The following is a 22,581-nucleotide window of genomic DNA, read 5'->3' as shown; positions in this document are numbered from 1 at the left end:
TCTCACAACAGAACAGTACTGGACTCAGGCGTAGCTTCGGCGGGCGGCTGTGATTGCTGACCGTAAAGGAGGTTTTGCAGTTGCCGGCATTTATTGCGTTTGGTGTCATTAATGCCAATAGTCCACAGCAGAACTCAGGCATCTTTATTGGGCAGGTCAATGTCACCGGATGGGATGCGAATCAAAAGTTGAATTTTGCTCACGGATCAAACTTTGGACCGTTTTCATTGATTGGGGGAACCATCAGTAACACGATTGATAGTTTCGAATGGATTGACGGCGTTATCAACGACCAGGACATGAAGATTGCGTGGAATATGAACATATGATGGATGGGCTATGGACTTCTAAAAGAGCAGGTGCGTCGGACACAGGGGGGCGACGGGCGCAGGTCCGCACGGATGAAAACTGGCGACAAGCCAAGAGACCAGCTGCGGGAGTTGGAGCGCGGCATGACACGGGGCCAAGAATGGAAACTGGGAGGCAGCATGAGAAAAGCCCTACAACCGTGCCCGGGGGAATGCCGAAGGAGGCTCCCGGTGGTGCTGGTCCAACGGGATCGATAACAAGTTCAGCAACACAAACAACCAATTTACCGGTCAATATTCAAGTCAACACAGTGTCCGGCAACTCGGGTATTTATCTGGGCAGCACAAATACGGTCTGCGGCGTCAGCGCTCATTCCAAAAGCAACATGGGATTTGGATCCATTGGCAGTTCCAACATGTTTGTCGACAACGTCAGTTTTGTACATGACCCAGACATTATTGACACGCCAATCGACGACCGAGACACTCACATTCTACACCCCGGTGACAGACCCGCTTCAGAGACAACGCGTATTGGTGTCGGCAGACTAGACGTGAATACACTTACCCAGAATTCCGCTGTGTTCATGGGGACTGCGAACATAACAGGGATGGATTCACACGAAAAACAAAACCTGGCACATGGACAGATTTATGGCGGTTGGAACATTGGAGCAGGGAACCAAAACATGACGGTTGACAATGATTGGATTGATGCCCCTATCTTTGACCAGGATTACAAAGGCGGCGTGTTTCTCAATAAGTAGCTGGACCAGAGCGGATTCGCTCTCGGTGTTTCTCGTAAGTCACAGTTTTGTGCAGTCAACGTGAAAGCAGATGACTACGGACAATGTGGGGGGTTCTGCTATGAGAGTGATTTATATTCGTAAACCAAAGGTCTTCCGCGCTTCTCCTTCAATTCAGTTGTTAGAGTTTGAACGCAGTTGGTCGGGAGGCGGTACAAAGCATGTCGGGTATCACTGGGTTTCACTGCGACCGTTCCGGTGGTTTTATTCATTTGCTGCCCATCCTTCTTCCGCCGACAGCATTGCAATGAGTGCATCGGCCGCAAGTAAGCAATTAATGGGGGGATAGTGCGGGACCCTGTGCCTGCATTTCGTTCGGTTTCTGGCGGGAGTGTGTGAGAATCGAACTCACCTGCGATGCACCACACCGCACACATGGCTTTGAAGGCCAGGGAGGACACCAGTTCCCCATCCACCCCCTCGAAGTGTGTGGTTTGACCTAGCTAACGTTGCAGTCGAGTTATTGTACTCACGCAATACTCACGCAACCGCTGCTGTGCGTCTGTCGCAGGTTGCTTCAGAATGATAGCTTGTCAAACCGACAGTTCACAGTATATGTCGAGTTTAGGTAAGAATCAAGGACTCTAAGGGGCTTCGACCAAACACCACGGCTATTTCCAGCAAAGGTCAACTACTTGCGTGCATACGGCTTTGGGGTGTACTGTTACGCTGTGAAAGAACTAGCAGCTAATCGAAAGGAGTGGCTAAGTGCACGATGGACGCATCAAACTTGTGTGAACGATGTGGAAAAGAGCAATGTTGCTGCAGTGATATTTGTGGTTGTGACTGAATGGCAAGGCATCGAGTCTGGTTGTACCAGTAAGCAACTGCAAGCGGGACGGAGAATCTGCCTTGGGGCTTGGTGCCTATAAATTACGATATTTACGAAAGCTTGTCGGCGTTGAGTAGCGATTTCTAAAAACCTTGTCTGTATTGCGCTGTGCAATCTTGACAGCTTTTAAATCTTCACGTGACACTCTTGAATTTACAAAGGTTCGAGTAACAGAACGGTTTCGCTGAACTTGAACCAAAAAGAGGTCCAGTTGTTCGCTGACTGCGACTACTTCAGGGTGCGTCAAACTCCCGTGAACCTCTGCCGTACGAATCATTTTTCTTCGCAAATATTCAATAATATCCATGATGTAACTGATTCCACCTAACAAGACTTTGAGATTTGTTGTTTTGATTTAAAGTAGCATATAGACAGCAATTTTTGTGTCTAACCGTGTCGAATGAAAATAATTTTCTGTCGGTTATATAAAATAATAGGATAATTGTATCCGTCATAAAAATCAGATGATTCCAACTAAATGGCTTTGGCGCTAAAATACAGACAAAAGGCAGTTTCCGCACAGGAAACTGCCTTTGCTCATATTGCCTTTTTGATAGCACAGCGAAGCCTTTACGAATAGCACAGTTCCTAGACAGTACAGAACGACTGTCTGCCGTGCCCGCCAGTGCTACTTGACCGCGTGCGTCAAAGCTTCAAAATCAGCGTCACTCAGTTCTATACCTGCCGCTGAGATGTTCTCCTCTACGTGTGACACAGTAGATGTACCTGGAATGGGCAACATCACGGGCGAACGTTTCAGCAGCCATGCAAGGGCCAGTTGGGAAGGTTTAGACCCGTGTTGTTCCGCCAGCTTATCAAGCGGGCCGCCTTGCTTCGCCAGTTCGCCAGTGGCAAGCGGAAACCAGGGTATGAAAGCAATGTTGTGCTCTTGGGCGTAATCCAGCAGCGGTTCTGCGTCACGTTTTGCCAGATTGAAAAGATTTTGCACAGAGACGATAGTGGCAAATTCACTGGCTGCCTGTAGGTCTTCAATGCTCACTTCACTCAGACCAATATGACGAATCTTGCCTTCCTGTTGCAGCAGGGCCAGTTCTCCGACTTGATCGGCTAAGGGCACTTTTTGATCGATACGGTGAAGCTGCAGGAGGTCGATGCGTTCCAGTCCGAGGTGACGCAAACTCAACTCGACTTGCTGACGTAAGTATTCGGGTCTGCCGACGGGACGCCAATCATTCGGACCAGACCGTGTCAGGCCAGCCTTAGTGGCAATCACCAAATCGTCTTTGTACGGATGCAAAGCCTTCTTTATAAGCTGTTCTGAGACAAAAGGTCCATACGCGTCTGCGGTGTCGATAAAATTGACACCTAGTTCAACCGCGCGCTGAAGTACGCGGACCGCTTCATCTGGATTTTTTGGATCTCCCCAGATTCCAGGCCCGGTGAGTTGCATTGCGCCGTAGCCCAGACGATTAACGGTCAAGTCTCCACCAATGGTAAAACTGCCGGATGCAGCAGCGGTTACAGTCTGATTTGCCATGATTCTACCTCCCTTGAAAGTCACTAAGTGATGCCATAATTCTGTGGGAGCTTATAAAAAAGCTTTCACTTTAGAATTTGGATCACGTTTCAGGATACTATTTCTCCTTCGGCAACACAAATAGAGCGCAGTGCTGCTGATAACCAAATCTAATTCTCCCGAGCCTGTTGAACCGGGTACAGACTCATCAAAGTTTCAATTTATATGTCCACAAACACAGAATAATAAGACAAATGGGCAGTTCTCGGATATCGTTCATAAATTTTCAATTGACAGGAGCTTCTAAGCGTCATAAAATTCTGTTAATAAAAGGAGGCCGAGTCTGATGAAATATGTGATGTATAATACAGAAACAGTAGAAGTCGTCGACGACTTGGACGTGGTTCTCTCAAATCTTATCGAAGGTATGACATTATACGGTTCTGCTGAAACTGACTTTGATGTGGAAACACTCGTGTTTGAGTGTGAGGCGTTGTAAAAGGGTACAGCAGTACCCGGGGATATCTGCCCACACACATTTCAGGTTTTCCAATAGACTGACCTAAGGGGTGGATAAACGCCTACCGTAAGGGTGAGTGCTATCGACTACAGGGAGGCCTTGACGATGCCTGTTCCAGAACCGAATTGCGATGTGAATCCTCGGCCTGATATGTATCAACTCTTGTTGCATATGAATCACAAGCTCGATAAGTTGGCGGTCACGCTGCAGAGAACCAATGCAGTTCTGGAAAAGTGGCCGACGGCGTACAATCAGGGGAATGTCACGCTGAAAAATGAGAAACATGGCTGTGCAGCCAGTGCGCAAACCAGCAGTGTTTCTGAAGATGAATCAGAGGAACCGGTGATGGTGACAACACCTCAAGGGGTTACAATTGTCAGAATGTAATGAAACTTACGGATCTGTGGATCTGCTGAAAGACATAGGGAAGCCAAATTTAACTTGAAGAAAGGGCTGCTTTTATAGCAGCCCTTTAATTCTGGTATGATGAGTCAGGGGGTGAAGGGATGCTGGTTGGAGCCCGCATTATCAAGACGGGAATAGCAGTTATTTTTGCGATTTATATCAGCCAATGGTTTCACCTTACAACAGGCATTGGCTACATTGTTGCGTCTTCCGTCCTCGCCATTCAGCCTTCCGTATACAAATCCTGGAGACTGTTGCTGGAGAATACCGAAGCAAACGTTATTGGCGGGATTATTGCCATCGGCGGAATACATCTGTTTGGTTCACATCCGGCAGTGATTGGACTTATTATTATCCTCGTGATTGCAATCAACTTGAGACTGAAGTTGGAGCGCAGTCTGGACCTCTCCATTTTTGTGGTCATCGCACTGGCGTACAGTTCACAGGACCACTATTTGACTTATGCACTACACCGGTTCGTCTTCATTATGATTGGTATCAGTTTTGCTACACTCATTAACCTGTTTGTGTTGCCTCCGCGACAAGGAAAACGGGTTTTCAGCCGAATCTACAGTTTGAGCACTCAATTGTCACTATTGCTCCGGTTGGGATCAACTCAAGAAATTGCCGCACTTCGGCTGTCTCGCGTACAAGTGGAGCGTGAGTTGGAGCGGATTGAGGAATTGTTCCGCTTATACCTGGAGGAGCGTCCGCTGTGGCACCTAAGGACCCCGATGTCTCTGCGCCGGCGCCAAGTTGTGGCGCGGCAGATGATTCAAACACTATCAGCGGAAGTCAGGATTTTAAAGGTTTTTGAAACCCTTAGACAACCCTATCCGGAATTTTCAAACCATGTCACCCATGTCTTGTCCTATGAGGAAAAGATACGGAAGAAATCAGAAGGAATGATACAGCTAACCTCTGATACTCCGGCCACGGCATTGTATAAGGAGAACGATGAATGGATTGTTCAGGACGTGAATCATCGGCTCAAGTTTGCCGTATGGCTTGTACGGGATCTCATTCTTCAACTTCAGCTGTTGGAAACCTTGGTGAAAAAACAAGGTACATAGATGTGTATGAAACATAAAAGGAGGCTGTTATTGGGGCCCTACTCCCAATAACAGCCCAAGAAGGGTGACAAACAGGCTTGTCAAACCTGCACGTCACCAATTTAACACGACGCAGTAATAATGTAAATATCAGAATTTTATACAAATAAGAATTTTGTGTTAAATCCTTAAAACCATCTCACAATTCTACCATTCCCATTTTTGAAGCCACGATGACGGCCTGAGTCCGGTCATAAACGCCAAGCTTAGACAGGATGTGACTCACATGGACTTTCACCGTTTTTTCCGTGATGCCCAAAGCCGCACCGATTTCCTTGTTGGCGTATCCCAGCGCCAATTTGTGCAGGATTTCACTCTCTCGTTGTGTTAACACATCCACTGGCGGCAGTTGAGCGACTGCGGATTCACTGGTTGTGTGAGCGTTCTCCTCCGGACGTTCCTGATGCGGCACTTCTGTTCCTCTATTACCAAATTGACCTTTGCGCAGTAGTTCCATGGCACGTGCTTCAAGCACTGTCCGTCCTGCAGCAGCATGGCGTACTGCGGCCAGGAGGTCATCTGGGCTGATATCCTTTTGCAGATAGCCAATCGCTCCAGCTTCCAAGGCATCCAGGATTCGGCTTTCATCCTGAAAGGACGTTAACGCCAAAATTCTAATGTCCGGGTGTCTCTGGCCGATGGTACGAATAGCGTCAATGCCGTTTCGTTCACCTGGCATGACCAAATCCATGATGATGACATCAAGCTGCTCCTCATCAGCACTGGCAATCGCTTCTGCTGCCGTTTCTGCCTCTTTTACGATAGTCATGTCTTCTGCGAGCTCAAGGAAGGAGCGCAGCCCTTCGCGTACCATAGCGTGATCGTCCACTAGTAAAAGGCGAATCGCAGGCTTCATCACAATCACATGTCTCCTTTATCAGATAGCCAACGCGTCGCGAGCGGGATTCTGATGACAACTCGAGTCCCCTCGTGCAGTTTGCTGTGCAGGGTAAATGTACCCCCAGCCTGCTCCACCCGCTCTTTCATTGTTGAGGTACCCAGTCCTGCCTGGGTGTTTGTTACATCAAAACCCGTGCCATTGTCTTCAATCGCAATAATGAGTTCTCTGGTATCGTTCAGAATACGGATACTGAGTGTCGTGGCTTGTGCGTGTCGCAGTGTGTTTTGAACAGCTTCATCCACAACCTTCAGCAATGCTTGCTGGGTTTGGGGGTCCATGTCCGGGATGTCGGCTGGAGCTGTAATTTCGAATTTTACGGCTTCATATGCCTGGAAGGGAGACAGTCGGTCTTTAAGGGCTTCAAGGAACTTCTCCCCGCCGGCCGGTCTTAGTGTTTGAATCAGTTCTCTCATTTCCTGCTGGCTTTGTGCAATGAGGTTTTGGATGCGTGTCAGCGTTGCCCCTTGCGCCTTAGTATCGGCGCCCTTGTTCGCCAGACTGAGACTTCTTGTTAACAGCAGGGCAGAGAAAAGACGTTGGCTGACAGCGTCGTGCAAATCAGCGGCAAGCCTTCGGCGTTCGCGCCACTGCACACTTTTCACGGATTGGTGGTAGAGCCGCTCGTTTTCAAGTGCTGCCGTCATATGCCAAGCAAACGATTCCAGCAACTCCTTGTCAGCATCGGTGAAAACATGGAGCTTTCTGCTCTCAAGCCGCAGTATAAACGGACTTTGAGGAATGTTGATTTCCAGAGAACTGCGGGCATTGCTGAGAATAACTGGTTCCTCGTCTAACACTGCAGCAGGGTCAGTATCGCGGGCATAGGAATACTCTCCCGGTTCGCCCTCAGCATCCGCGTGGGCCGCCGCTATCAGGCAGCGACCAGCCTCAGGTGCCGTAGGATCCCGTTCTTCATTTAGAATCCCTGCTGCTTCGTAGTGCAAGTGCTTGACCAGACTGTCCGCGGCAAACTGGAGTATTTCATCACGTTCCACAAAGCTGACTAATTCAGCTGTAATTTGCGATAAGGCTTGCGATTTCTTGCTTCGCTCTCGCTGCTCTGCCAAGATGCCGGCTCTGTCGACGGCTATTGCAACCTGGTGTCCGATGGTTGTAAGAAGCGCCAGTGCATTTTCCGTAAACACAGTTGGCCCGCTGGCAGCAACATTCAGGATTCCCAGTGGTTTGCCGTTGCTTTGAAGCGGAATGCTGGCGTGGTAAACCAATCCTTGTTTATCACCTGTAGCATCGCGCAAACGACTGCATCGAACCAGATTCACGGCCCGCCGCAGTGTACCGTCCACAAACTGACTTTGGCACTCACACCACCCAGACTTTAGTGCAGCAGTGTCCTCTTTGGCAAGAGCGGGAGGCAACCCGCTGGCGCCAACTTCCACAAAGGAACTGCGGGATGGGTCGTAGCGAAAGGCCCATGCAGTAGATAGACCCAGGACTTGACCAAGTCTTGGAAGAATTGCGGCCATGGCTGCAGATACGTCATTGGCCTCGTTTAATACCTCGGCCAGTTCTTTTAAAATTCGCAAAGTTGATGGTTCATCAAGTGCAAAGTCCTGCATATCGGTCATGGCTGTAGGCCCCTGTTCTCTTGGTTCAGAGTAGATCTCAGTCTCAGCAGATTTACTTGCTCAATCTTGTTGAATCCGGTTCAGAATCTGTTCAGCTGACCGCTGCGCCTGCGCAATACAGTCAGGAATACCGACACCGTGGTACGCACTTCCTGCAAGAATGACACCCCCAGCATCGCGAGCCAGAGCCTGTTCTGCCTTCGCAACTCGGTCCATATGGCCAACGAGGTACTGCGGCATCGCCTTGTTCCACCTCGTGACACGAGCAAGCAACGGCTCTGCGTTCCAACCGAGAATTTCAGAAATCTCCGTTTGCACAGTTTGAATCAGCGAAGCGTCGTCTTGCTGTAAGTATTCCTGTTGTCCGCGCCTGCCCACATAGCAGCGTATCATCGTTCGTCCTTTAGGAGCCGTGTTTGGCCACTTACTGGACATGAAGGTACAGGCCGTAATGGCCTTGCCTTCCGACCTCGGCACCAAAAACCCGGAACCTTTGACCCCTTGCGGTAAACTGGCCGTGTCGTAGGCGAGCAGAACGGTCGCGGTAGACGTATACTCTACACCTGCGAGTTGATTGGCTGCTTCCTGTGACACGGGCCTTATCAGCTTAGAGGCCGCGTCTGCCGGGACGGTGCATACGACTGCGTCTGCTGTCAGGGTCGATGGTGTGCCGTGATCGACAAAGTGAATTAAGTACTTTTCATCTTGAACTTGCTCAATGCGCTCCACAGGGGAATCTGTTTGCAAATTTGCAAAGCCGGACAGAGAATCATAAAGCCGTTCGACGACTGTTTGAAGCCCGTACTTTAATGTAACAAAGGCGCTGCGTCCGCTGCTTTTTTTAGGGGGCTTATATGCCCTCATTTGCTTCGAAGATGCAATGATTAAGCTCCGGTTCTCTGACCCGAGCTGCAGGAAGTTGGGATACGTGGCTTTCAGGCTGAGTTCGTCCAAGTCACCGGCATGAATGCCAGCCAGGAGCGGTTCACACATCATTTCGACCCACTCGTTGCCTAACCGCTGCTTCAGAAACTGGCCGACAGAAGTGTCTCCTGTTGGCGGCGTAGCAGGCATTACCAGGTCTTTTAATGCCCGGATCCGACCAACTGGAGAAACCAATCTGTTTCTCGTCAGTGGAGCAGCAGATGCAGGAATGCCCATGTTGGTACCTTTTGGCATTGAGACAAGTTTGTTCTTGTGGAGGACAAAAGTCTGCATTGCGGTCTGGTTGCTGTGTACAACTTCCGATTCAATACCTAAGTCCCGAATCAGTTGAATCCCTGCTGGTTTCCTCGCCAAGAGCGAATCAGGTCCAGTTTCCAGGATGAAATCGTCCGTGCGGTGGGTCAGAATTTTTCCGCCCAACCGGTGCGATCCCTCTAAAACTGTACATTCGAGGGCAAAGTCATTTTGCTCTGCACGTTGTTTGAGGCGGAAAGCAGTACTGAGACCAGTGATTCCGCCTCCAATCACAACAACTGTCATTCCCATCATTGTCCTCCTGTACTACGGGCGGTTCTGAGCGGGTTCATGCTGACGAATAATCTCAGAGAGAGCCTTGAGAAATTTGTCATCTGCATTGAGTGACTCGGTCCTTGTAAGATTCAGATGGATGTTCTTGCATAATTGTTGAGCCTCAATATCAATATCATATAACACCTCGAGGTGATCGGAAACAAATCCGGCCGGACATAGCACTGCGTTGTCTTCGCCTTGTTCCTTCAAATTCTGCAATACTTCTAGTATATCTGGACCCATCCATGGATCTGCTGTTCGACCTGCACTTTGCCATGCAAACATGTACTTCTTCAATCCCAGTTTGCGTGCCACTGCCTCTGTGGTCTCGCGAAGTTGCAAAGGGTAAGGGTCGTTTGTCTCGAGGATGCGCTGCGGCAAGCTGTGGGCAGAGAAAATGACCATTGGGTCCACACCGGTTGGGAAGGACGCGATGGCGGCTTTGACGCGCTCTGCCAGCAAGTCAATAAATGTGGACTGCAGATGCCAACTCTGAACTTCAAACAGCCTGGGGGCTCCCTCTCGCTTCGCAGCGTCCCTGGCGGATTTCATATAGCTTCCGACACTCATGCTCGAATAGTGGGGTGCAAGGACCAATGCAACAGTTTCCTTGATGCCCGCGTCCTTCATGTCCGCAATCGCTTGTTCGATAAACGGATGGGTGTGCTTCATGCCGAGAAAGACTTTTACCGCTCTTCCGCCGTCTGCGTTCAGCCGTTCTTCAAGTCCCCGTGCCTGTGCCTCGGTAATTTCATTCAGCGGTGACAGGCCGCCGATAGCCTCGTAACGGTTCAGCAGGTTTTGCAGCAATTCCGGTGTTGGAGGGTGACCGTGACGAATGTGCGTATAGTAAGGTTCAACGTCCTCCACAGTCCGAGGTGTTCCGTAAGCCATTAGCAGCACACCAAGAGGAGACTGGCTCATCTCTTCACCTCACTTTTGACCTTGGCCGAATACTCGTGCACCAACGCCGTCAAACGTTGCAGATTCTCTACTGGTGTGGAACGGAGGACGCCGTGACCTAAGTTAAAGATATGCCCTGGATGCTCTATACCTGCATCGATTATCTGTTTTGTCTTTTCTTCTGTGACTGCTCCACTGGTGAGTGCTGCAGCCGGATCGAGGTTGCCTTGAATGGCATGGTCAAGACCAATTCGTTTTCGAGCTTCCGACAGCGGAACCCGCCAGTCCACCCCGATGACGTGAGCGCCTGTCTCGGTGAAGTCCTGCAGCAATTCTCCAGTTCCAACGCCAAAATATATGGTTGGCACCTGCAGGTCCTTCAGTTCAGTAAAAATTCGTTTCATTACGGGCAAAACGTACTTCCTGTAGTCGGCAGGAGACAATGCCCCGACCCAACTGTCAAACAATTGCACTGCGCTGGCACCGGCTTCAATCTGGGCGCGTAAATACTTTACTGTCATGGTGGTTAGCTTATCCATCAACGAGTTCCACAAAGCTGGAGTCTTCCACATCATCTGTTTGGTCTGGATGTAGTCTCTGGACGGCCCTCCTTCCACCATATAGCTGGCCAAAGTAAATGGAGCACCGGCAAAGCCAATGAGCGGAACCTCTAGATCTGCCTTCAGCATCATAATAGTGTCGAGGACATAGGGCAGTGCCTCACGGGGATCAAACACTTGCAACTGAGCTATGTCTGTTTCCGTTCGGATAGGGTGTTCCATAACTGGTCCGACGTTTTCCTGAATATCAAAGTTCCGGCCCATTGCTCCAATTGGAACCGAGATGTCGGAAAACAGAATCGCCGCATCGACGCCCAGTTGCGAAACAGGCAATTTAGTGACCTCTGCACAAACTTCCGGGATGCGGCAGATCTCGAGCAGAGAATACTTCTCTCGTATCTTTCTGTATTCTGGCTGATAACGTCCGGCCTGCCTCATGTACCAAACAGGCGTGTAGTCGGTGGGACGCTGCCAACAAGCGTCTAAAAAGGTTTGGTTTTGCATGAAAAGCCTCATTTCTATGGAATATACCAATTCACACGGATGGATTGACAAGCGATTGGCAAAGTGACATTTGGTGCAAGTTCTGAATTAGAAACGATAGAAGTACTTAGAAACGATAGCAGCAACAAGCATGGACGTTACTGTAACAAGATGTAATGAAATCGGGATAAGTCTCTTGAAGAGTCCAACCGTCATAGAAAGTTATACCTGTCGCATGCAATCCTTGCAACCATCCGTCATTTTACACGATTGTTTGTCACATCTGAAATATAGAACTGTCATTAGTCTGTCACAAACGCTATAATTGTAAAAGAAGTCATCCATATTAAAGGATGACCGAGTACACAAGTTTGACCAAGGAGGTATTCCCATGTCACTGGAGTTAGACTTCTATGCCATGATGGTTCAGCCGATGCGTGATGAGTTGACGGAAATCGGCTTTCGTGAATTGAGAACAGCCGAAGAGGTTGATGAAGCTTTGGGAAATAAGGACGGAACCACCTTAGTCTTCGTCAATTCAGTTTGCGGATGTGCGGGCGGAATTGCTCGGCCGGCCGCAGGAATGGCACTTCAAAGCGAAGTGCATCCTGACAATTTGGTCACTGTCTTTGCAGGCCAAGACAAGGATGCAACAAAGCGGGCGCGGGAGCAGTATATTAACATGCCGCCATCCTCGCCTTCTATCTTCTTGTTTAAGAACGGCGAAGTGGTAGATGCACTGCACCGTTCCGATATCGAGGGTTTCGATGCAGATGTCGTTGCAGCACGTTTGCAGGAGATGTTTAAACAACACTGTGCTGCGTAGGTACAGTTGTTGAAGTCTTGGCGGCAACAAGGTGAACTCTCAGCTTGTTGCCAGTGGCTTTCAGGACAGTGGTGTCGACGAAGGACACGTGTAATGACATAAGTCTCCCATGACAGGGTTGATTCCGAATTCGCTCTTAAGCGGCACGGGACAACCCTGTTTGAGTTGACTGTGCTACAATAAACTCAGTTTAAGGGCGAACGTATAGAAAAAGGAAAAGGCCCGCTTTTCGCAGAGTTGTTCCGCGTGGCGTAAAATCATGTATCAGACTGCCAATGATTCAGGAGGAAGGGTAATGGGAGCGTTTAGCAAACCTAAGCTGATGTATATTGGTGCCAAAGAGGCGCAGCACAGAATTCGCAATGTATATTGTGTGGGCAGAAATTATGTGAACCATGCCAAGGAGCTTGGCAATGATGTACCTGAAAGACCAATGATTTTCGGTAAACCAACCCACGCTCTGGTCCCGTGCAGAAATACGGTCGCACTTCCGGAGGGCCGCAAAAATATTCATCATGAATTGGAAATCGTACTGTACATCCACAGAGATTATGAACACAGTGTTTCGCTCTCTGAATTAATAGGGGGCGTTGCGCTGGGTCTGGACCTGACGGACCGGGACATGCAAAGCGAGTTGAAGGCGAAAGGCCATCCGTGGGAATTGGCAAAGGGTTTCAAGCATTCTGCTATCATAACTGATTTTTATCAAGTGGTTGACTGGGACGTTTTGTTGGAGACTCCCTTTTCATTAGTCAAGAATGACGAGATGGTGCAGCAGGGCAAAGCGTCTGAAACGATTTTTTCGTTTGAGCAATTGACAAAGTATGTAGGAGAGCACTTTGGGCTTGCAGCAGGAGACATACTGTACACGGGCACCCCGGCTGGTGTTGGCTCGGTAAAGCCAGGGGATAACTTGAGTCTGCACTTTGATGAAGAAGAGTGGGGTACTGTGGAGTTTGTTTAAGGGGGAACGGGTTTGGAATTTCGACATGGGATGGAAGAATATCTAGCCGCGATTTATATATTGCAGGCTGAAGGTGTATCGGTATCGCCGTCCAAGCTTGCAGACTACCTTCAAGTTTCACGTCCTACTGTTACACAAACAGTCCATCGCATGGAAAAGGCCAACTATGTGGAACGCGGCAACAACAAAGTGTTGGTGCTGACCGCTGCGGGTAAAGAACGGGCAGAAGCGGTGGTGCGCAAGCACAGACTGATTGAACGCTGGCTTTCCGACGAGCTCGGCCTGGACTGGGCGGATGCACACGTGGAAGCGGGACGCCTTGAACACGCAATTTCACCGCTAGTCGAAGAACGTCTGTGGGAAAAGCTCGGGCATCCGACAGCCTGTCCGCATGGGAACTTAATTCCCGGGTCTGGGGCAGAATTTAATAAGGGGACACCTCTCACGGAAGTAACTGGTTCTGTTACGGTGCAAATGATAAGAATTATGGAGCAGGCAGAGGAGGACCTTGACCTGTTGCGTTTTTTACACGCTGCGGGCTTCATTCCGGGAGCCAAGCTTCACCTGACTGGAAACAGCAACCCATATGAGGCGGGAATTCAGGTCACAGTTGGTGAAGAAAGCTTCTCACTTGAGCGCCGTGTTGCAGAGCGCATCATCGTGGAAATTCCTTCTGATTCGGTGTTGCAGGCATAAACTGCATAACTTCTGATCACGCTAAAGGACAGCTTTGGCTAAGGAGTGATCGGATGCAAGCACAGGAGAAGATTCCGCAAAAGTGGCTGCGCATAGGACTTGCATTGACTGTGTCAATCATGAGTGTGTTTTTGTGGTTTACAGCTCCGGCCATGGCGGACTCACAGCCGGCACGCAGAGTGGCAATCAACGCAAAAAGTGCTGTTGTTCTGGACGCAACGACTGGCAAATTTTTGTATCAAAAACATGCTGATAAACCAATGTTTCCTGCAAGTACCACGAAACTGATGACTGCAATTTTACTGGTAACCCATACAGAGCCTGATGATGTAATTTACGTAAGTAAAGCGGCCGCGCATGAACCCCGAGTGAGGCTTGGACTGAAACCAGGCACAGAACTGACCGCTGACGAGGCGCTCCATGCACTGCTCATGAAAAGCGCCAACGATGTAGCTTACGCTGTAGCTGAGAGTGTCGGCGGTTCTCAGGAAGGGTTTGCTCGAATGATGAACCTGAAAGCACGCTTGTTGGGCTGCACCAATACGAATTTTGTGACTCCCAACGGATTGCATGATGATGAACACCGTGCTTCTGCCCATGACATTGCTCTCATCTTGGCGGAAGCAGTCAAGCACCGAGAAATTGTCCAGACTATGCAGGACACCCATTACACAGTTCACGGCAAAGCTATTCGAAACGGCAATCGTTTTATGTACCTAAAGAACTCCCCTTTCGGCCAAATCATCGGCGGAAAAACTGGGTACACGTCGAAAGCCATGTACTGTCTGGCGTTCTCGGTGCGTCAAGGAAATCACGTGTTAGTCTCCGTCGTTTTGGGCGCACCCCGCAAGAGTCTGATGTATCGTGAGACAAGGCGCTTGTTGGAGTTTGCAGAGCATCACCGAGAGGTGGTTCTTGTCTAAAGACAACTTGTCTCTGAATTCGAACAAGCAGTAAGTTCATATCCTAAGAGAACTAAAGCAGATTCTTCCCGTCTGTGAGTTGGGGGTAAACGGGGGATCGCCGATGCGTAAATCTGTAACGTTGGCGTACGTGCTCTGGTTCTTCTTAGGGTATTTGGGCTTTCACCGGATGTACTGCGGCCGGGTGACCAGTGGGGTAGCAATGCTGTGTTGTTCGGTTGTGGGACTGTTCACCTCACCCTTTCTGTTGGGACATATACTGTTTTTTATTGTGGGAATATGGTGGCTTGTAGACCTGTTTTTGACAGCAAGAATGGCAATGTAGCGGGTCATGAAGGCATCTCAGGGACATATACTTGTCTCAGGAGAGATGCTTGTATGACACACGAATTGTTATCCCTGCTGCTTGTGACGACCATCGTCGTGACAGACAACGCTTTGTTGGCTGGGTTGCTCTTGCCTTACCTGAGTCGTTCTGACAAGTTGCGTTTGACGGCAGCGGTTGCTATTGCTATTGCTGCATCTCAGGCAGCACTTGCTGTCGGCGCACAGCAACTCTTGAAACTGTACATTTTTCGATTGGCAGCCATTGTCATTCTGTTCTGGATGGCAATCGAGACATTAAGACTGACTCCCCCGACTCGCAGTATCTCTCTATGGAAAAGTTTCTGGAAGGTTTCGTCCTATACAGTTGTCGGCAATGTTGACAATATGATTTGGCTCGGGACTTCGGTGCATCGTAATGCGCTGTATCTCATGCTGTTTTCTTTGCTCACAGTTCCCATCTTCATCGCTGTAGCCCTGCTCTTGTCTTATGAATGTGAACGTCATCGGTGGGTTGTCTTCCTCGGAGCCGGCATGCCAGCGTGGGCTGGTGTTTCATTGTTGCTGGACACCCCCTTTGCTCTGAGCGTGCTGCCAATTTACTTGCTTTGGGTTCACATTGTCTTGGCTGCGTGTGTTGTGGTTATCGGTCTGCTGCTCAGCCGAGTCCGGATGTGGCCGTAACCGGGTTCATGTGCGTCTTTTTACCATCCGCAGTGTTGACGAAGGGGTGAGACACCTTGCTTTGCCCCGTCTTTTCCATGATATAATTCTAAATGAATTCCTTCAATTTTCTCATTGAACCAAGCATAGGTGAAGTTCAGATGCAGAGGCACGCGGAGTGCCTGCGCGTCCACATTCACGTGGTTTCAAAATTGTTTAGTCTATGGTGAAAGTCTGTTGATTTGAGGAGGACGTACATGTTATCTATTGGCGGAGTAAAATTGGACAACCCTGTGATTTTGTCTCCTATGGCGGGAGTGTGCAATCCGCCTTTTCGAATACTGTCGAAAGAACTGGGTGCAGGTATGGTATGCGCAGAGATGGTGAGCGACAAGGCCCTTGTTCATGGCAGCAAGAAGAGTGAAAAGATGCTGACGATTCTGCCGGATGAACATCCTGTAAGTCTGCAACTCGTTGGCTTCGACCGCGATTCAATGATTCAGGCTGCTGAGCTGGTCGGGGAAACCAACGCGGATTTGATTGACATTAATATGGGATGTCCTGTGCTGAAAATATACAAAAATGGCTCGGGTGCTGCGTTGGCCCGTGATCCAGACTACGCCGCATCCATTGTCCGCGGTGTTGTCGAGCGAGTGGATAAGCCAGTGACGGTGAAGTTTCGCAAAGGCTGGGACGAAGACAGTGTGAATGCAGTTGAAGTGGCGCAGGCTGTAGAGGCTGCCGGCGCGAAGGCAGTTACGCTTCATGGCCGCACGGCAAAGCAGATGTACAGTGGAGAAGCAGACTGGTCTATCATTCAGATGGTGAAAGAAGCAGTGAACATTCCCGTGATTGGGAACGGTGATGTTGTGACGCCGGAAGATGCAGAGCGAATGTTCCAAATGACCGGTTGTGACGGCGTCATGATTGGCCGGGGTGCGCTGGGCAATCCCTGGATTTTCCGTGAGGTAGTTCATTATCTTGAAACGGGAGAGAAACTGGCTCGGCCTTCCGTGGAAGAGCGCATTGATGTGGCCATTCGTCACATGCAACTGCTGGTAGCGCACAAAGGTGAACACATTGGTGTACGAGAAATGAGAAAACACGCAGGTTGGTATATCAAAGGCATTCCGGGCGGTGCCAAACTTCGCAACGCGATTAACGAACAGGTGACACAGGAGGGGATGACACAAGTGCTGATGTCTATCCTAGGTGTGAAGGAGAGTGCCTGATGACGAGAAATCGGAGAATTGTGCTGAGCAGCCGTCCACAAGGTAACCCTGACGAAACGAACTTCCGGTTTGAGGACATTGACATACCAGAACCGAAGGACGGGGAGGTGCTCGTCAAGGCGTTGTACGTGTCGGTCGATCCGTACATGCGTTCGAGAATGAATGACACCAAGTCATACGTACCTCCTTTTGCCCTTGATGAACCGATTGAGGGCGGACTAGTTGCCCGCGTTGAGCAATCGAAGCATGCGGATTTCAAACAGGGCGACATCGTATCCAGTCTGGGCATGTTGAAGTGGCAAGAATATCAAACAGCGGACAGTGCTCGGTTGCGAAAGGTTGACACGGACAGAGTACCTGTGACCGCGCCGTTAGGCGTCCTTGGCATTCCGGGTTTAACCGCTTGGGTGGGGCTAAGTATTTGTAATCCTGCTCCAGGGGAAACCTTTGTTGTGTCTGCAGCTGCAGGAGCGGTCGGGTCTGTTGCAGGTCAAATTGCCAAGCTCAAAGGCTGCCGTGTCGTCGGCACCGTCGGTTCGGACATTAAAGCGAAGTACCTGCTTGATGAGCTTGGATTTGACGCGGTGATAAACTACAAGACGGACGACTTGCATTCTGCTCTAAAAGTTGCCTGTCCGGACGGCGTCGATATGTATTTTGACAATGTAGGCGGAGATGTGACAAACGCTGTTGTTCGACGATTGAACGACTTTTCACGGATTGCGTTATGCGGTCAAATTTCACAGTACAATTTACTTCCTGACCAACTGACACCTGCGCCTGATTGGTCGCGGTTGTTGGTTCATAGAACCCTTCTAAAAGGCTTCATCGTGAGTGATTACCTAAGTCAAGCCAAAGAAGCCATGGAAGACTTGGCAGAGTGGATAGCACAAGGCAAAATAACATACAGGGACACCATCATTGAAGGATTTGAGAACATCCCCCGTGCATTTCTTGGTCTTTTCACAGGGGAAAATATCGGCAAACAGGTGGTAAAAGTATGACTTCTGTTCGGTTTCTGCATACGGCAGATCTGCATATGGGAACCCCTTTTCGCGGTTTAACACGGGATCTTCCCCAAGCCTGGTCAGAACGCCTGCAACACGCAGCAGAAACTGTGTTCGATAGAATTGTAGATGAGGCATGCCTGCGTAAAGTGGACTTTGTTACCATCGCCGGGGACCTGTTTGACAGAGAAGGAGCCGCTATGTCGGCTCACTTTGCTTTATTAAAAGGATTTCGACAACTCGAGAAGGCCGGCATACAAGTTGTTCTGACCCATGGCAATCACGACCCCATTCGCGGTGAACAGCCCATTCACTGGCCGGGTAATGTCACTGTGCTCGGGCCCTGTGAGACAACTGCAGAGACTGAAGCAGCACCTTCGGTCATATTGGAAACGGCCTCAGGCCACAGGGTGCAAGTCAGCGGATTTAGCTACACTGCACCTGAGATGCGACGACCTATGCACCATGCTTTCATCAGACAGCGCAGCGTAGACTTTGCCATTGGTCTCTACCATGGTGCCGTCGGGTCCTATGCTGAGCACGAGAACTATTGTGCAACCACAGTGGACAACCTGTCAGCCCGTCAATTTGACTTCTGGGGCCTAGGGCACATTCACCAACCTCAGGTATTGAGGAAGTCGCATCCGGGAATTCTCTATCCGGGGAATCCTCAAGGCCGTCACGCCAGAGAATCCGGGGAGCGCGGGTGTGCTTTGATTGAACTCTCTGAAGGTGGACATGTTGAGTTCTCATTTCTACCAATTGCAACGGTCGAGTGGGAGAGTCTCAGTGTTAGCCTTGATGAGTGTCAAGACTTGAGAGACGTTCTGTCAACACTATCTGCCGAGTTGGAGCGCTTTGCAGCACATCATGACGTGTTTCGCATCGCTCGTATCCAACTCACAGGTATCACGCCTGTCCACAAGTGGTTGGTGCAGGACGAGGAGACGGTGGATGAATTTCGTGCGGAGCTGTCCAGTCGGTTTCCGAAGATTCTTGTTTCCCGTCTTGCAGTTGCTACGATGCCTGCGGCAGATATTGACAAGCTTCGTAACTCGCAGGAGTTTGTCGGAGAGTTTCTGCGTCTGTGTGAAACCTATTTGAACAATCCCGAAAAAATCACAGAAGAACTAGGTGTGGTATTGCGTGATGTGTTTCATGCGGGCAACGGACTGGCCGTCGAGCAGTTAACGGAGGAAGAATTGCGAGGATTATTGCTTCGAGCCAGAGGACATGCATTGGCATTTGTCGGTGAGGAGGACACGTTGTGAAGTTTAAAGACCTTGAGTTGTATCACGTGGGTCGGCACAACGGTTCCGTGTTTGCGGGTCTGACAGACGGCTTTAATGTTGTCTACGGCCCTAATGAAGCGGGAAAAAGTACACTAATGGCGGGTCTGCGAGCTATGCTCTTTGGCCGATTGACTGGAACCGACCCCCGTTTGGGGGCAGTGCGAGGAGCCTCCGGACGACTGCGGGCAGAATCAGAATCCAGACACGAGTATACGCTGGAACGGGCCCTGGCACGAAAGAGTCCGGTAAAGGTCTACGGCCCAAACTTTGAACCGCAGGCAGGTGAGGAGGCTCTGTTTTCGGCCTTTCCGGAACTGCAACAGCTGGAATCGAGCATTTATCAGTCAGTATTTACATTTCAATTACAGGAACTGAGCGATTTATCGGAGCATCGGAGCCAATTGGCGCAAAAACTCTATACTGTTGGCATGATTGGCGAAGCCTCTCCGCTGCAAATGGAAGAACAGTTTAAAACTTCAGCCAGGGGCATCTATAACCCTGACCGGCGAGCGCGGAATCCGTTGCTGACTCAACGCTTGCTCCGGATTCAGGAACTGAAGGAAGAACAGGGAAAGCAGAAGGATGAGGTCGCGGCTTTTCTGGCTGTTCAAGAGCAGGTAAGGGACATTGAAGAGAAGCTCCGTGAGGAGCAAAGTACGATTGAGCAACTATCTGAACAGCGAGGGTATTTACACAGGGTGAAACAGGCTCTGCCGCTGTATCAGACCGCACAACGCAGTCTTGCAGAGCAAAAACTGTACGGGAAACCATATGAAATTACGGAAGCAATGGTCATGAAAGCACAGCGTCTCGAAGACGACATTGACAGATTGGAGAAAGGAACCGCTGAGGATGAGCAGTCCATTTCCCGCTTGTCCTCTAATTGTAAAGATATAGATGTCAATTTGGAACTGTTGGCGAAGCTGCCGGAAGTCAAAAAACAAGTTTCAAAGCGTGAAAAAATGATGACTTTGGCGGATCTACTGGACCAAGCGCGTCAAAACGTGACGGAGTATCAGCTGAAGTATGAAGAGCTGTTTTCCCAGCTGTCAGGCAACTGGTCGCTAGAGGAGGTAGCTCGACTACAGGTTGATGCCCGCACTTTGTCAAAGGCTGGAGAACAGTTGGAGACTATGAAGCGGTTGGAGACACAGCGCCTGCAATTGGACCAACAGACCCACACATGGAAAGAGCAGGTTCTTAGGCGCTCCGAGCGGCTGAAAATATACGGAGTTGATTCTGCTGCAACGGCTCCAGCGGAACTACAGCAGCAGCAGCAGGAATTACAACGCAAATGGAGTCAATTAAACGATGACGAAGAGCAGGTTGAGACATACGCTCAGCTTATAGGCAACAAAGCGAATATCGAACAAAACATACTGGAGATGGAAACTCAGGCTGCGCTGGAAGTGACGAGGGCTGGAAATCAGTACGGGACGGCAGGAGCTGTATCTGCACTGGGACTTGTCCTGGTCGGGCTGGGTATTTGGCAAATCGGCCGGGCGCAGGTTATGGTCGGGGTTCTCACGGTGTTGACAGCTGGCGCGGCTTTGGCTGTGAGCATCTGGATGTGGACACGACGAAGCATTCCAGGCAATGGCCGGCGGTCGGATGCTGCCGTAAGCCATCATCTGAGACAACTGCAAGAAGAAATGCATCAGGTAACTGGAGAAATGGAACGCATCCTCAGCCGGATACGAAGTTTTCCGTTGCCGCGAGACATCGGTGCAGCGAGTTTGCGTCGATGCGTGAAACAACGGCAATTTGAACTCACACAAGAAGCAGAAAAGTTGAGAGACTTGCGGGCCGCAGCGGATTCTTTGGCTGAAGCTGATGAGACGCTTCAATCTCTCCGGCGGCAGATGCAATTCACTGCACACCAGCAGGAGCAACTGCAGCAGCAGTCCCGTCAGCTTCAGAGGGAAGCCGGATGGACCGCTGAGCAGTGCGTTTCAATCTCTGTATGGGTCGATGAACTGGGTATCATCCAGGAAATGATGCGTATTCGCTTTGAACTAGCTCGCGAACTTCACAGAATGGCAGAGTACGAAGCTGAACTCCGTACGTTCATTTCAGACGTAAACCTGCTGAGGTCGGACATCGATTTGCAGTCTACAGCAGACAGGGAATTAGCTGCAGCAAAATTAGGTGATCTGTCTTCCGTTTTGTGGAACTCGGCAATCGCTGCACAGTACCACAGTGAACTTCGCCTCGTTGCAGCACAACTTGGTGAAGCAGCAGAGGATTTACAGCAAATCCTGCATGAGGCAGAAGCAGCACAAGAAGCTCAGAGAAAGTTGCAGGATATCAAGCAGAGGCTTGACGAGACGAGGACAGACTTGGCAGCGAAACAGAAGAATTTGAAGGAAAAACAGGCACAGATTGCAGAAATCTATTGCAGTTCCGGTGTCGAGACTCAAGCAGAGTTTCAGCAATTCTTGGAGGAAGTAAAAGTCTACCAAGACGTCAAGTCGTCCTATCGCGATGCGATGCTGCAACTCTACGGCTGCTGCGGGGGAGAAGCAGAGTACCAAGTTCTCGAGAATACCCTTTTGCACAGTACTATGGAACAAATTGAAGAGGATTTAGTCCTAAACGAAGCAAGGCTGAATGAAGCTCGCGTCACATATGACAATTTGAGTGCACGGTTAGCTGAACACAAGGCACAGCTTCGTCACTGGAACTCAGAGCAGCGCCAACACCTAGAGTGGGAATTGTCGCAAGTTGAAGCCGAACGGGACAAGCTCGCATTTGAGTGGGCCGGTTACAAACTGGCGGAAGCCCTGGTAAAAGCCGCTCGAGAACGATACGAGGAAGAGCGTCAACCCGAAGTCCTGGAGACCGCAGGCAGGTTGTTCAAGCAAGTGACAAATGACAGGTACAAAGGGTTGAGGTCTCGTTTTGATGAACAGGGCACGGCTCGGTTTGTCGCAGTCGATGCACGCAATCAGGAATGGTCATTTGAAAACCTCTCAAGAGGTACGAGGGAACAGATTTATCTGTGTCTGCGACTTGGCTTGGTTCAGGATTACTCAACCAGGGGCATTAAAATGCCGTTGGTCCTGGACGATCCCCTTGTAAACTTTGATGCCGACAGACTTGACGCCAGTCTTCGGTTGCTCGCGGACACAGCTACACACTGTCAGATTATCTACCTTACGTGTCACCGCAATACTCTGGAACGAATCAGCGACATCCTTCCTGCTTCTACAGTCGAACTTAGTCTTGCTGAAGGAGACGGATAAC

At 49.9% G+C, this 22,581-nt stretch carries 23 protein-coding genes and 1 tRNA gene; 16 read left to right on the top strand and 8 right to left on the bottom strand.

The window, feature by feature from the left end; all coding sequences use genetic code 11:
• Positions 1-80: 80 nt before the first annotated feature.
• The 3 genes from GI364_RS15850 to GI364_RS15840 all read left to right on the top strand — a co-directional run bounded on the left by GI364_RS15850 (position 81) and on the right by GI364_RS15840 (position 1,403).
• On the top strand, positions 81-329 hold the full coding sequence (locus tag GI364_RS15850; RefSeq protein WP_198850215.1) for a hypothetical protein: 249 nt from the start codon (positions 81-83) through the stop codon (positions 327-329).
• Positions 311-1,075 carry a hypothetical protein gene (locus tag GI364_RS15845; protein ID WP_198850214.1) on the top strand — a complete coding sequence of 255 codons (765 nt, stop codon included), beginning with the start codon at positions 311-313 and terminating at the stop codon, positions 1,073-1,075. Before GI364_RS15850 ends, GI364_RS15845 begins: the two co-directional genes overlap by 19 nt.
• A gap of 100 nt (positions 1,076-1,175) precedes the next feature.
• Positions 1,176-1,403 (top strand): hypothetical protein, encoded by a 228-nt coding sequence (locus GI364_RS15840; protein ID WP_198850213.1) that lies wholly within the window; start codon positions 1,176-1,178, stop codon positions 1,401-1,403.
• Between the two features lie 34 nt (positions 1,404-1,437).
• Here the strand turns inward: GI364_RS15840 and GI364_RS15835 are convergent.
• From GI364_RS15835 to GI364_RS15825, 3 genes are all read right to left on the bottom strand, one after another.
• A tRNA-Sec gene (locus tag GI364_RS15835) sits at positions 1,438-1,534 on the bottom strand.
• 446 nt (positions 1,535-1,980) lie between these two features.
• On the bottom strand, positions 1,981-2,253 hold the full coding sequence (locus GI364_RS15830) for an aspartyl-phosphate phosphatase Spo0E family protein (RefSeq protein WP_198850212.1): 273 nt from the start codon (positions 2,251-2,253) through the stop codon (positions 1,981-1,983).
• A gap of 321 nt (positions 2,254-2,574) precedes the next feature.
• Positions 2,575-3,444 carry an aldo/keto reductase gene (locus GI364_RS15825; protein WP_198850211.1) on the bottom strand — a complete coding sequence of 290 codons (870 nt, stop codon included), beginning with the start codon at positions 3,442-3,444 and terminating at the stop codon, positions 2,575-2,577.
• A gap of 325 nt (positions 3,445-3,769) precedes the next feature.
• Between GI364_RS15825 and GI364_RS15820 the strand changes: the two genes are divergently transcribed.
• From GI364_RS15820 to GI364_RS15810, 3 genes are all read left to right on the top strand, one after another.
• A complete protein-coding gene (locus GI364_RS15820) occupies positions 3,770-3,922 on the top strand; it encodes a hypothetical protein (RefSeq protein ID WP_198850210.1) in 153 nt (50 codons plus the stop codon).
• A 126-nt stretch (positions 3,923-4,048) separates the two neighbouring features.
• Positions 4,049-4,330 (top strand): hypothetical protein, encoded by a 282-nt coding sequence (locus GI364_RS15815; RefSeq protein WP_198850209.1) that lies wholly within the window; start codon positions 4,049-4,051, stop codon positions 4,328-4,330.
• 119 nt (positions 4,331-4,449) lie between these two features.
• A complete protein-coding gene (locus GI364_RS15810; RefSeq protein WP_198850208.1) occupies positions 4,450-5,421 on the top strand; it encodes an aromatic acid exporter family protein in 972 nt (323 codons plus the stop codon).
• Positions 5,422-5,599: 178 nt separating this feature from the next.
• Here GI364_RS15810 and GI364_RS15805 read toward each other — a convergent pair whose 3' ends face one another.
• The 5 genes from GI364_RS15805 to hemE are packed head-to-tail and all read right to left on the bottom strand — an operon-like array spanning position 5,600 to position 11,429.
• Positions 5,600-6,316 (bottom strand): response regulator, encoded by a 717-nt coding sequence (locus GI364_RS15805; RefSeq protein WP_198854062.1) that lies wholly within the window; start codon positions 6,314-6,316, stop codon positions 5,600-5,602.
• Positions 6,317-6,321: 5 nt separating this feature from the next.
• On the bottom strand, positions 6,322-7,947 hold the full coding sequence (locus GI364_RS15800) for a GAF domain-containing sensor histidine kinase (RefSeq protein WP_198850207.1): 1,626 nt from the start codon (positions 7,945-7,947) through the stop codon (positions 6,322-6,324).
• Positions 7,948-8,007: 60 nt separating this feature from the next.
• Positions 8,008-9,432 (bottom strand): protoporphyrinogen oxidase, encoded by a 1,425-nt coding sequence (gene hemG, locus GI364_RS15795; protein WP_198850206.1) that lies wholly within the window; start codon positions 9,430-9,432, stop codon positions 8,008-8,010.
• A gap of 21 nt (positions 9,433-9,453) precedes the next feature.
• Positions 9,454-10,386: a ferrochelatase gene (gene hemH / locus GI364_RS15790; protein WP_198850205.1), complete on the bottom strand. Its 933-nt coding sequence runs from the start codon at positions 10,384-10,386 to the stop codon at positions 9,454-9,456.
• Positions 10,383-11,429 carry a uroporphyrinogen decarboxylase gene (hemE, locus tag GI364_RS15785; RefSeq protein ID WP_198850204.1) on the bottom strand — a complete coding sequence of 349 codons (1,047 nt, stop codon included), beginning with the start codon at positions 11,427-11,429 and terminating at the stop codon, positions 10,383-10,385. The genes hemH and hemE overlap by 4 nt, the downstream gene beginning before the upstream one ends.
• A gap of 370 nt (positions 11,430-11,799) precedes the next feature.
• On the opposite strand from hemE, the gene GI364_RS15780 reads away from it, so the two are divergent.
• The 10 genes from GI364_RS15780 (at position 11,800) to GI364_RS15735 (ending at position 22,580) form a co-directional block, all read left to right on the top strand.
• The gene (locus GI364_RS15780; RefSeq protein WP_198850203.1) at positions 11,800-12,234 is read left to right on the top strand and encodes a BrxA/BrxB family bacilliredoxin; all 435 of its coding nucleotides are present in this window, start codon (positions 11,800-11,802) and stop codon (positions 12,232-12,234) included.
• A gap of 295 nt (positions 12,235-12,529) precedes the next feature.
• Positions 12,530-13,198, top strand: coding sequence for a fumarylacetoacetate hydrolase family protein (locus tag GI364_RS15775; protein WP_198850202.1), 669 nt, complete (start codon positions 12,530-12,532; stop codon positions 13,196-13,198).
• A gap of 12 nt (positions 13,199-13,210) precedes the next feature.
• Positions 13,211-13,894 carry a metal-dependent transcriptional regulator gene (locus GI364_RS15770; RefSeq protein WP_233095824.1) on the top strand — a complete coding sequence of 228 codons (684 nt, stop codon included), beginning with the start codon at positions 13,211-13,213 and terminating at the stop codon, positions 13,892-13,894.
• 53 nt (positions 13,895-13,947) lie between these two features.
• Entirely contained in the window at positions 13,948-14,817 is an 870-nt protein-coding gene (locus GI364_RS15765) for a D-alanyl-D-alanine carboxypeptidase family protein (protein ID WP_233095823.1), read from the top strand.
• A 103-nt stretch (positions 14,818-14,920) separates the two neighbouring features.
• Positions 14,921-15,142, top strand: a complete 222-nt coding sequence (locus GI364_RS15760) for a TM2 domain-containing protein (protein ID WP_198850201.1) — start codon at positions 14,921-14,923, stop codon at positions 15,140-15,142.
• A 53-nt stretch (positions 15,143-15,195) separates the two neighbouring features.
• Entirely contained in the window at positions 15,196-15,825 is a 630-nt protein-coding gene (locus GI364_RS15755) for a hypothetical protein (protein ID WP_198850200.1), read from the top strand.
• 236 nt (positions 15,826-16,061) lie between these two features.
• Positions 16,062-17,036 carry a tRNA dihydrouridine synthase DusB gene (gene dusB / locus GI364_RS15750; RefSeq protein WP_198850199.1) on the top strand — a complete coding sequence of 325 codons (975 nt, stop codon included), beginning with the start codon at positions 16,062-16,064 and terminating at the stop codon, positions 17,034-17,036.
• Positions 17,036-18,040: an NADP-dependent oxidoreductase gene (locus GI364_RS15745; RefSeq protein ID WP_198850198.1), complete on the top strand. Its 1,005-nt coding sequence runs from the start codon at positions 17,036-17,038 to the stop codon at positions 18,038-18,040. Before dusB ends, GI364_RS15745 begins: the two co-directional genes overlap by 1 nt.
• Positions 18,037-19,314, top strand: a complete 1,278-nt coding sequence (locus GI364_RS15740; protein ID WP_198850197.1) for a metallophosphoesterase family protein — start codon at positions 18,037-18,039, stop codon at positions 19,312-19,314. The genes GI364_RS15745 and GI364_RS15740 overlap by 4 nt, the downstream gene beginning before the upstream one ends.
• Positions 19,311-22,580, top strand: coding sequence for an AAA family ATPase (locus GI364_RS15735; RefSeq protein WP_198850196.1), 3,270 nt, complete (start codon positions 19,311-19,313; stop codon positions 22,578-22,580). Before GI364_RS15740 ends, GI364_RS15735 begins: the two co-directional genes overlap by 4 nt.
• Position 22,581 lies beyond the last annotated feature (1 nt).

Origin of the sequence: Alicyclobacillus sp. SO9, assembly GCF_016406125.1 — a bacterium.
Taxonomy (GTDB): domain Bacteria; phylum Bacillota; class Bacilli; order Alicyclobacillales; family Alicyclobacillaceae; genus SO9.
Note: the sequence above shows the minus strand (reverse complement) of the source record. Positions and strands in the feature narration are given on the sequence as shown.

What these genes read in the sequence shown, in the direction of transcription:
- hemE (WP_198850204.1), bottom strand. Translation starts at nt 11,429, where the DNA reads ATGCAAAACCAAACCTTTTTAGACGCTTGTTGGCAGCGTCCCACCGAC.
- GI364_RS15760 (WP_198850201.1), top strand. Translation starts at nt 14,921, where the DNA reads ATGCGTAAATCTGTAACGTTGGCGTACGTGCTCTGGTTCTTCTTAGGG.
- hemG (WP_198850206.1), bottom strand. Translation starts at nt 9,432, where the DNA reads ATGACAGTTGTTGTGATTGGAGGCGGAATCACTGGTCTCAGTACTGCT.
- hemH (WP_198850205.1), bottom strand. Translation starts at nt 10,386, where the DNA reads ATGAGCCAGTCTCCTCTTGGTGTGCTGCTAATGGCTTACGGAACACCT.
- GI364_RS15780 (WP_198850203.1), top strand. Translation starts at nt 11,800, where the DNA reads ATGTCACTGGAGTTAGACTTCTATGCCATGATGGTTCAGCCGATGCGT.
- GI364_RS15775 (WP_198850202.1), top strand. Translation starts at nt 12,530, where the DNA reads ATGGGAGCGTTTAGCAAACCTAAGCTGATGTATATTGGTGCCAAAGAG.
- GI364_RS15820 (WP_198850210.1), top strand. Translation starts at nt 3,770, where the DNA reads ATGAAATATGTGATGTATAATACAGAAACAGTAGAAGTCGTCGACGAC.
- GI364_RS15765 (WP_233095823.1), top strand. Translation starts at nt 13,948, where the DNA reads ATGCAAGCACAGGAGAAGATTCCGCAAAAGTGGCTGCGCATAGGACTT.
- GI364_RS15815 (WP_198850209.1), top strand. Translation starts at nt 4,049, where the DNA reads ATGCCTGTTCCAGAACCGAATTGCGATGTGAATCCTCGGCCTGATATG.
- GI364_RS15830 (WP_198850212.1), bottom strand. Translation starts at nt 2,253, where the DNA reads ATGGATATTATTGAATATTTGCGAAGAAAAATGATTCGTACGGCAGAG.
- GI364_RS15825 (WP_198850211.1), bottom strand. Translation starts at nt 3,444, where the DNA reads ATGGCAAATCAGACTGTAACCGCTGCTGCATCCGGCAGTTTTACCATT.
- GI364_RS15740 (WP_198850197.1), top strand. Translation starts at nt 18,037, where the DNA reads ATGACTTCTGTTCGGTTTCTGCATACGGCAGATCTGCATATGGGAACC.
- dusB (WP_198850199.1), top strand. Translation starts at nt 16,062, where the DNA reads ATGTTATCTATTGGCGGAGTAAAATTGGACAACCCTGTGATTTTGTCT.
- GI364_RS15755 (WP_198850200.1), top strand. Translation starts at nt 15,196, where the DNA reads ATGACACACGAATTGTTATCCCTGCTGCTTGTGACGACCATCGTCGTG.
- GI364_RS15800 (WP_198850207.1), bottom strand. Translation starts at nt 7,947, where the DNA reads ATGACCGATATGCAGGACTTTGCACTTGATGAACCATCAACTTTGCGA.
- GI364_RS15840 (WP_198850213.1), top strand. Translation starts at nt 1,176, where the DNA reads ATGAGAGTGATTTATATTCGTAAACCAAAGGTCTTCCGCGCTTCTCCT.
- GI364_RS15805 (WP_198854062.1), bottom strand. Translation starts at nt 6,316, where the DNA reads ATGAAGCCTGCGATTCGCCTTTTACTAGTGGACGATCACGCTATGGTA.
- GI364_RS15810 (WP_198850208.1), top strand. Translation starts at nt 4,450, where the DNA reads ATGCTGGTTGGAGCCCGCATTATCAAGACGGGAATAGCAGTTATTTTT.
- GI364_RS15745 (WP_198850198.1), top strand. Translation starts at nt 17,036, where the DNA reads ATGACGAGAAATCGGAGAATTGTGCTGAGCAGCCGTCCACAAGGTAAC.